This is a genomic window from Microvirga sp. P4_G7 (genome assembly GCF_056401005.1).
The window spans coordinates 1-6931 of record NZ_JBFUKD010000154.1 but is presented as its reverse complement, the minus strand read 5'-3'; the positions used below and the strand labels follow the sequence as shown (position 1 = coordinate 6931).

8 protein-coding genes and 1 pseudogene are annotated in these 6931 nt (G+C 60.4%); 4 read left to right on the top strand and 5 right to left on the bottom strand.

Annotated elements, in window-relative coordinates; genetic code table 11:
• The coding region (locus AC1DT3_RS09180) for a fumarylacetoacetate hydrolase family protein (RefSeq protein WP_477464946.1) at nucleotides 1-775 on the top strand (775 nt) is incomplete at its 5' end.
• The gene (locus AC1DT3_RS09175; RefSeq protein ID WP_477464945.1) at nucleotides 775-1134 is read left to right on the top strand and encodes a VOC family protein; all 360 of its coding nucleotides are present in this window, start codon (nucleotides 775-777) and stop codon (nucleotides 1132-1134) included. The genes AC1DT3_RS09180 and AC1DT3_RS09175, both read left to right, overlap by 1 nt.
• A gap of 9 nt (nucleotides 1135-1143) precedes the next feature.
• Here the strand turns inward: AC1DT3_RS09175 and AC1DT3_RS09170 are convergent.
• Nucleotides 1144-1263 (bottom strand): annotated as a pseudogene (locus AC1DT3_RS09170) (SDR family oxidoreductase); the annotation flags it as partial.
• On the bottom strand, nucleotides 1256-3067 hold the full coding sequence (locus AC1DT3_RS09165) for an ABC-F family ATP-binding cassette domain-containing protein (RefSeq protein WP_477464944.1): 1812 nt from the start codon (nucleotides 3065-3067) through the stop codon (nucleotides 1256-1258). The gene AC1DT3_RS09165 and the pseudogene AC1DT3_RS09170, both read right to left, overlap by 8 nt.
• Nucleotides 3068-3200: 133 nt before the next feature.
• On the opposite strand from AC1DT3_RS09165, the gene AC1DT3_RS09160 reads away from it, so the two are divergent.
• The gene (locus AC1DT3_RS09160) at nucleotides 3201-5264 is read left to right on the top strand and encodes a sensor histidine kinase (protein WP_477464943.1); all 2064 of its coding nucleotides are present in this window, start codon (nucleotides 3201-3203) and stop codon (nucleotides 5262-5264) included.
• A gap of 39 nt (nucleotides 5265-5303) precedes the next feature.
• On the opposite strand, the gene AC1DT3_RS09155 is transcribed toward AC1DT3_RS09160, so the two are convergent.
• The 3 genes from AC1DT3_RS09155 to AC1DT3_RS09145 form a co-directional block, all read right to left on the bottom strand.
• Complete coding sequence (locus AC1DT3_RS09155) at nucleotides 5304-5519, bottom strand: hypervirulence associated TUDOR domain-containing protein (protein WP_365241728.1); 216 nt, start codon at nucleotides 5517-5519, stop codon at nucleotides 5304-5306.
• A gap of 113 nt (nucleotides 5520-5632) precedes the next feature.
• Nucleotides 5633-6166, bottom strand: a complete 534-nt coding sequence (locus tag AC1DT3_RS09150) for an SRPBCC family protein (RefSeq protein WP_477464942.1) — start codon at nucleotides 6164-6166, stop codon at nucleotides 5633-5635.
• Nucleotides 6159-6518, bottom strand: coding sequence for an ArsR/SmtB family transcription factor (locus tag AC1DT3_RS09145; RefSeq protein WP_477464941.1), 360 nt, complete (start codon nucleotides 6516-6518; stop codon nucleotides 6159-6161). The genes AC1DT3_RS09150 and AC1DT3_RS09145 overlap by 8 nt, the downstream gene beginning before the upstream one ends.
• A gap of 235 nt (nucleotides 6519-6753) precedes the next feature.
• Here AC1DT3_RS09145 and AC1DT3_RS09140 point away from each other — a divergent pair.
• Nucleotides 6754-6931, top strand: a 178-nt coding sequence (locus AC1DT3_RS09140) for an NAD(P)H-dependent oxidoreductase (protein WP_477464947.1), incomplete at its 3' end; no start/stop codon positions are given.

Here is a 6931-nt window from a genome sequence, read left to right as displayed (position 1 = left end):
CGGGTCGGCCTACGTGAACCACGTGGAACTCGTGAGAAAGGCTCGCGGCGCCGACATGCCCCAATCGTTCTGGACCGACCCGCTCATGTACCAGGGAGCCTCGGACGCGTTTCTCGGCCCGCGCGATCCCATCATCACGGGCGATGAATCATGGGGCATCGATTTCGAGGCGGAGATCGCCGTCGTGACAGGCGACGTTCCCATGGGCGCCTCCCGCGACACGGCGGAGAGCGGAATTCGCCTGATCTTTCTCGTCAACGACGTTTCCCTGCGGAATCTGATCCCCGACGAGCTCGCCAAGGGCTTCGGATTTCTACAATCGAAGCCCTCCTCCGCGTTTTCGCCGGTTGCGGTCACCCCCGACGAATTGGGCGATGCATGGGATGGTGGCAAAGTGCACCTACCGCTTCTCTCTCACCTGAACGGAACGCCGTTCGGAAGCCCGAATGCCGGCATCGACATGACSTTYGATTTYCCAACGTTGATCAGTCACGCCGCCAAGACGCGTCCGCTCAGCGCGGGAACCATCATCGGGTCGGGGACCGTGTCGAACAAAGGCATGGACGGCGGTCCCGGTCGCCCGATGACCGAGGGAGGCACCGGCTATTCATGCATCGCCGAACAGCGAACGGTGGAAGCGATCCTCGATGGCAAGGCAAAGACACCGTTTCTCAAATTCGGCGATCGCGTGCGCATCGAAATGAAGAACAAGGCAGGTCAGTCCATTTTCGGCGCGATCGAACAAGAGGTCACGGGCGTAAAGGAGATCGCGTGATGCTGCGCATCGACCATGTGCAGTTGGCAATTCCTCCGGGATCGGAAGATCTGTGCCGCCGGTTCTATGTCGACCAGCTCGGGATGAATGAGATACCCAAACCGCCTGTTCTCGCGGCGCGCGGGGGAGTCTGGCTGTCGCGTGGCGGTGTGCAAGTGCATCTTGGTGTCGAAGCTGAATTCATCCCGGCCAAGAAGGCCCATCCGGCATTTTCAGTGTCGGACATCGAAACCCTCGGCCGGGATCTCTCCACCAAGGGGAACGATGTTTTGTGGGACGACGCCATTCCCGACGTGAAGAGGTTCTATGTATTCGATCCGGTCGGCAACCGGATCGAGTTCGTGCAGGAGAAACCATAGCGCGAAAATCTACGTCCGCATGATCGCGCCGCCGCCATCGACGGCAAGGGCAGAGCCGGTGACGAAGCTCGATGCGTCCGACGCGAGAAACAACACCGAACGTGCGATCTCGTCTGGAGAACTAGCTTTCGAGTTCTTCACGTAGCATTTCGAGCTCGAGCCAGCGCTCTTCGGCCGCGTGCAATTCGGCTTGCAGCGCCGACAGGACGTCCATGGCTTTCTGAAACCGCGCTGGATCACGCGAATAGAGCTCCGCGTCGGCCAGAACCTCCTGGACTTTGGCGATCTTGCTTTCGGTTTCGCTCATCCGATTCGGCAACGTCTTCAGGTCGTGCTGCTCGTTGAAGTTCAATTTGCGCTTCGGTTGCGTGGCCCTGCCGTCGCTCTCGGTCTTGACAGCATTCTTGCTCTTCGCTTCCTTCTCAACGGAACGTGCCTGAACGCCATCGCCGCGTTGAGATACCATGTCCGTATAGCCGCCTGCATACTCGACCCATCGCCCCTGTCCCTCCGACACGAGCACGGATCCGACCGTCCGGTCGAGAAAGTCACGGTCGTGGCTGACCAGGATCACGGTGCCGGCGTAATCGACGATCATTTCCTGCAAGAGGTCGAGAGTTTCCAAATCGAGATCATTGGTGGGCTCGTCGAGCACGAGTAGGTTCGACGGCTGCGCCAGGGCTCTCGCCAACATCAACCGATTACGCTCTCCGCCCGAAAGGACACTCACGGGTGTCCTTGCCTGCTCGGGAGCGAACAGGAAGTCCTTCATGTAACCGACGACGTGTTTGGTCTGACCGCCGACGAGGACGGTATCCCCCCGTCCACCGGTGAGTGTTTCGGCGACCGTCGCGTTCGGATCGAGACTGGCGCGCCTCTGGTCGAGCGTCACCATCTGCACGTTGGCGCCAAGCCGCACGCGGCCTTCGTCCGGCGCGAGAACGCCCGTCAGGAGGTTGAGCAAAGTCGTCTTGCCGGCGCCGTTTGGACCGACGATCCCGAGACGATCCCCGCGCAGGATGCGCAACGACAGGTTGGAGACGATTTGACGATCGCCGAACGCCTTCGATACGCCTTCGGCCTCTACGACCAGCGTACCCGATTGCTCGGCCTCACTGACGGTCATGCTGACGGTTCCGACGGCGCGCTTATGATCCCGCCGCTGCTGGCGCATCGCATGGAGGTTGCCGAGACGGCGGACATTGCGTTTGCGTCGCGCCGTCACGCCATATCTCAGCCAATCCGCTTCGGCGGCGAGTTTCCTGTCGAGCTTGTGCTGGTCCGTTTCCTCCTGTTCGAGAACGCTGTCCCGCCAGGCCTCGAACTGGCCGAAGCCCTGCCCTAGCCTCCGGGTCAAGCCGCGATCCAGCCAGATGGTGGTTTGGGACAGGTTTTCCAGGAAGCGGCGATCGTGGCTGATCAGCACCAGGGCGGATCGGGACGCTCTCAATTCGGCTTCGAGCCATTCGATGGCCGGAAGGTCGAGATGGTTCGTCGGCTCATCCAAGAGCAGAATGTCGGGCTCAGGCGCCATCACATGGGCCAAAGCCGCGCGCCGTGCTTCTCCGCCGGAGAGGCTGGTGGTGGCTTCCTCGCCGGTCAAACCGAGCTTTTCCAAAAGATAGCGCGCGCGGTAGGGATCGTCGCCCGGCCCGAGACCGGCTTCCACATACGCGAGGGTCGAGGGGTAGGCGCTGATGTCGGGTTCCTGCGCGAGATACCGGATCGTGGCGCCCGGCTGCACGAATCTCGTACCGCGATCGGCCTCGATCAATCCAGCCGCGATCTTCAGCAAGGTCGACTTTCCCGAGCCGTTCCGGCCCACGAGACACGCACGTTCTCCCGGAGCGATGGTGATTTCCGCATCGGTGATGAGCGGCGTGCCGCCAAAAGTGAGAGCGACGTTCTGCAGTGTTAGAAGAGGAGGAGCCATGGGGCTGTCCGTGGCACTTTGAGGCCCGGCGCGCAACCCCTCCCCCTTTTGCGCCCGATCTATTCTTTTGCCAGCGAAGGTCCCCGGCCTATCTCTCTTTCGGTCGACCCCTCTCGAAGGCGGGACACCGCGGATGACCCTGACTCGGCGTTTGCTCCTTCTGGCGTTGATCTCCGTCTTGCCGGCGATCGCCATCTGGACCTATACCGAAGTATCGTTGCGCCGGGCGCGCCAGGCTGAGGTCAACGACACTGCCCTGCGTCAGGCGCAGATCGTCTCGCTGGATCTCGGACGAATATTCGAGGGCGTTCACAACCTGCTGTTGGCGATCGAGGAGGTTCCCGCCATCGTGCAGTTCAACGAGGCGGAATGCAGCGCATATCTTCGCAGCCTCCAGGCTCAAGTCCCTCATCTCGACGCCCTCGCCGTACTCGATCGCAACGGACGCGTGCGCTGCGCTCAAGGCGTCTCGATCGGCGCAGATTTCAAGGATCAGAACTTCTTCAAGGACGCCTACGTGAAGGGCCGCTTCGTCATCGGTGAATATTCTCGCGGATTTGCCGACAGCGTCAGCAATCCGCCGGCCGTCCTTCCCTTGGCGCTCGGCCTGCGCAGCGGGGATGAAGGTATTCTCGGCGTCATGGTCGCCGCCCTCGATCTCAACTGGCTCGGACAGCAGCTCAACCTTCGCGCCCTGCCACCCGACAGTTCTATCGCGGTTGCGGATCGCAAAGGCGTCATTCTCGCACGGCAACCCCTGATGAGCGACTTCGTCGGCACGCGCATCTCCGAGCAAACGTTTCGCTATTCGAACGAAAGCCGGCCCGGCGCCTTCGAAGCGATCGGGCCGGATGGCATCAAGCGTATCTACGGCTACATGCCGATCACAGTTGCGCCCGAAGACGTTTTCGTGACCGTTGGCCTGTCCTCGAAAATGGCCTTCAACGTCATCAATCAGGCATCGCGGCGAGGTTTCATTCTGATCGGCATCGCCATGATTCTCGCCCTTTCACTGTCCGGGCTCATCGGCCACTTTTCTGTGACGAAGCCCTTCGAGAAGATGATCGCCGCCGTGCAATCCTGGCGTGCGGGTGATTACGGCGCCCGTGTCACGACCCGCAGCAGTTGGGGTGAATTGGGCATTCTCGCGAAAGCCTTCAACGACCTGATGAACGACGTGGCGGAACGGCAAAGGACCCTTCAGGCCACCGAGGAACGTGCGCGCCTCGCCTTGGAAGCCGGCAACATGGGCACATGGTGGTTCGATCATCGCAACAAGACGAGCGGCTGGTCGACCCAGGCATCACTCCTTCTCGGCCTACCCGCCGATAAAACGACCGCGACGCTGCAGGAATGGCGCCGCCTGCTCCATCCCGGGGATGCGGATCGCGTTCTCGTCAAGATGCGCGCCGCGGTCAAATCTGACGGCCACTACCACGAAGAGTATCGCATTCGTCGTGCGAACGGCGAGTTCCGCTGGTTCGACTCGCGCGGGAGGACATTCTTCGACTTCGATCAGACGCCCGTCTATTCAATCGGCGTTTTTCAGGACATCACAGAGAGGAAACATGCTGAAGAGCAGCGGAGCCTGCTCCTCGATGAGTTGAATCACCGTGTCAAGAACACGCTCGCCACCGTGCAGTCGATCGCCAGTCAGACGATCAGATCCTCGACGGATCGCTCGCATTTCAAGGACTCGTTCGAGAGCCGCCTCCTTGCACTGTCCAAGACTCATGATCTTCTCACGCGCAACGCCTGGCGGGATGCGGATCTGAAGGCAATTGCCGATCAAGAGCTCGCACCCTATCGGCGCGACCACGACACGCGTGTCACGATGCGGGGGCCACCTGTTCGCCTTCCTGCGCGAGTCGCCATCAATTTTGGTCTCGTGCTTCACGAGCTCGTCACAAATGCCGTGAAGTACGGAGCACTCTCAACGGTCGACGGCCGCGTGACCCTCGCCTGGACGATCGATTCCTACACCCCCGGACGTCCCCGCCTGATTGTGCACTGGAGCGAGACCGGTGGYCCCGCCGTACCTCCACCGAAGCATCAGGGGTTCGGATCGCGACTCATCCAGCGCAGCGTCAAGAGCGAACTCGGTGGTCAATTGAACGTGGCGTTTCTACCGAGTGGCGTCGTGTACGATCTCTTCGTGCCGCTGGAGGAAGCGCGCCACCATAGAAGCTTTCGATGAACCGCGACAACGCCGTATAGCGGATGATCGTACAGTAGATCATCGCAGCTTCGTGAGAGCGCGGCCCTTGTGCATGGCAATATGATCGGTCTTGTCGCTGCGGATCTCATATTGCGGCTCGTCCTCGCTCGCGTGATGGGTGTAGCCCTTGTAGTCGGTGTCTTTCGTGTGCACGCGAATGATGCGTCCCGAGACGCGGCCCGCCTCGGAATTCCAACTCACGTGGTCGTCCACTTTGAATCGCTTTTCGGACATCGTTCCCGCCATGCGTCGTCTTTCGTCATTCGTCTTTCAACGAAAACGCGCAAGGACATCGAAGAGTTCGGGGCACTTGATACCCGAACACCTTCAATGTCCGTTTATCGCGATCAGCCGATGCGTCCGTCGTAAATTCCTTCCAGTCTCCGATGAGTCGTCCAGAACGGCGGTGGGATCCTGTCGTTCAGGTGATCGACCAAGATGCCGAGATGGGCATGCCAGCCTCCTGCGACGCTCAGCATCTCGTCGCGGTCGCGAAGCTTGCGGTGCGTAAGAGTCAGAAGAACGTCCTCCCCCTCCGGGGTCAACTCGAACGTCACTTCGGAAGCCCCATTCACCCCTTCGCCCCATGTCTGACTCAACAATCGTGGCGGCTCGCAGCGGATGACGTGCCCGACTTGTGTGACGCCGTTCTCGCAATGCTTGTACTTTTCTGGAATTGCGTCCGCCTCGGGCGATAGGTCCGCATGGTGGAAATGCAGTTCGACGAGCCCGCCTGCGTGCAGATCCATCGGCCCCGATGCGAGCCACTTGGCCCGCTTTTCCGATTCTGTGAGATAGGCCCAGACTCGCTCGATCGGTCCTGGCAACACTCTGCGGAAGACGATCGTCCTGGGTTCCGTGATGACACCGTAATCACTCATGATGCTCTCCTTTGTTGGTCACTGCATCAGGCTTGCGGAGTTCGCGCTCGAGGGCGTCGAGACGCTGGCTCCAGAATTGCTGGTAGAAGCGGATCCATTCGTCTGCGGCTTCCAGCGGCGCAGCTTCGAGCCGACAGAAATGCGTCCTGCCGCGAACCGTTCGGCGGACCAGACCGGCGCGCTCCAAGGTCCGAACGTGTTTCGAAGCACCGGCGAACGACATCTGAAGCGGAGCCGCCAGTTCTCCAATGCTCCGCTCTCCCTCGGCAAGGCGCCGCAACATGTGCCGTCGTGTCGGATCGGCGAGGGCGTGGAATACGGTATCGAGGGTGTGCGTCTGTTCTTGAACCATAAGGTTTAACATAACACCGTCTGCTGCATTGTAAACCCTTTGGTTTAATTTTTCTTGCGCATCGTGCTTTGGTGTTCCGCTTTCGAAATCCTGTTGCGCGCAGAGAACGTCTTCCTTTGGGCGCATCGAACGAGGAACGGAAATTCTCTTTAAGTGCGTTCTTTAAAAAGTCCGTTTCATTGAAATCCGGTTCTGTTTGGCGAACACTTGAGCTTCATTCCACGAGCAGGATGCCATGCCCAAGATCGTCGCTTTGGTCGGAAGCCCGTCCACCCGTTCACGCACTCGCCACCTCGTCCAGGACATCACCCAGCGCGTCGCTCAAAGATCGTCGGCAACGACCAGCATCGTCGATATCGCCGAGCTCTTGCCGGACCTCGCCGTCCGCTCGCGAGCGGACGCAGCGCACTCGG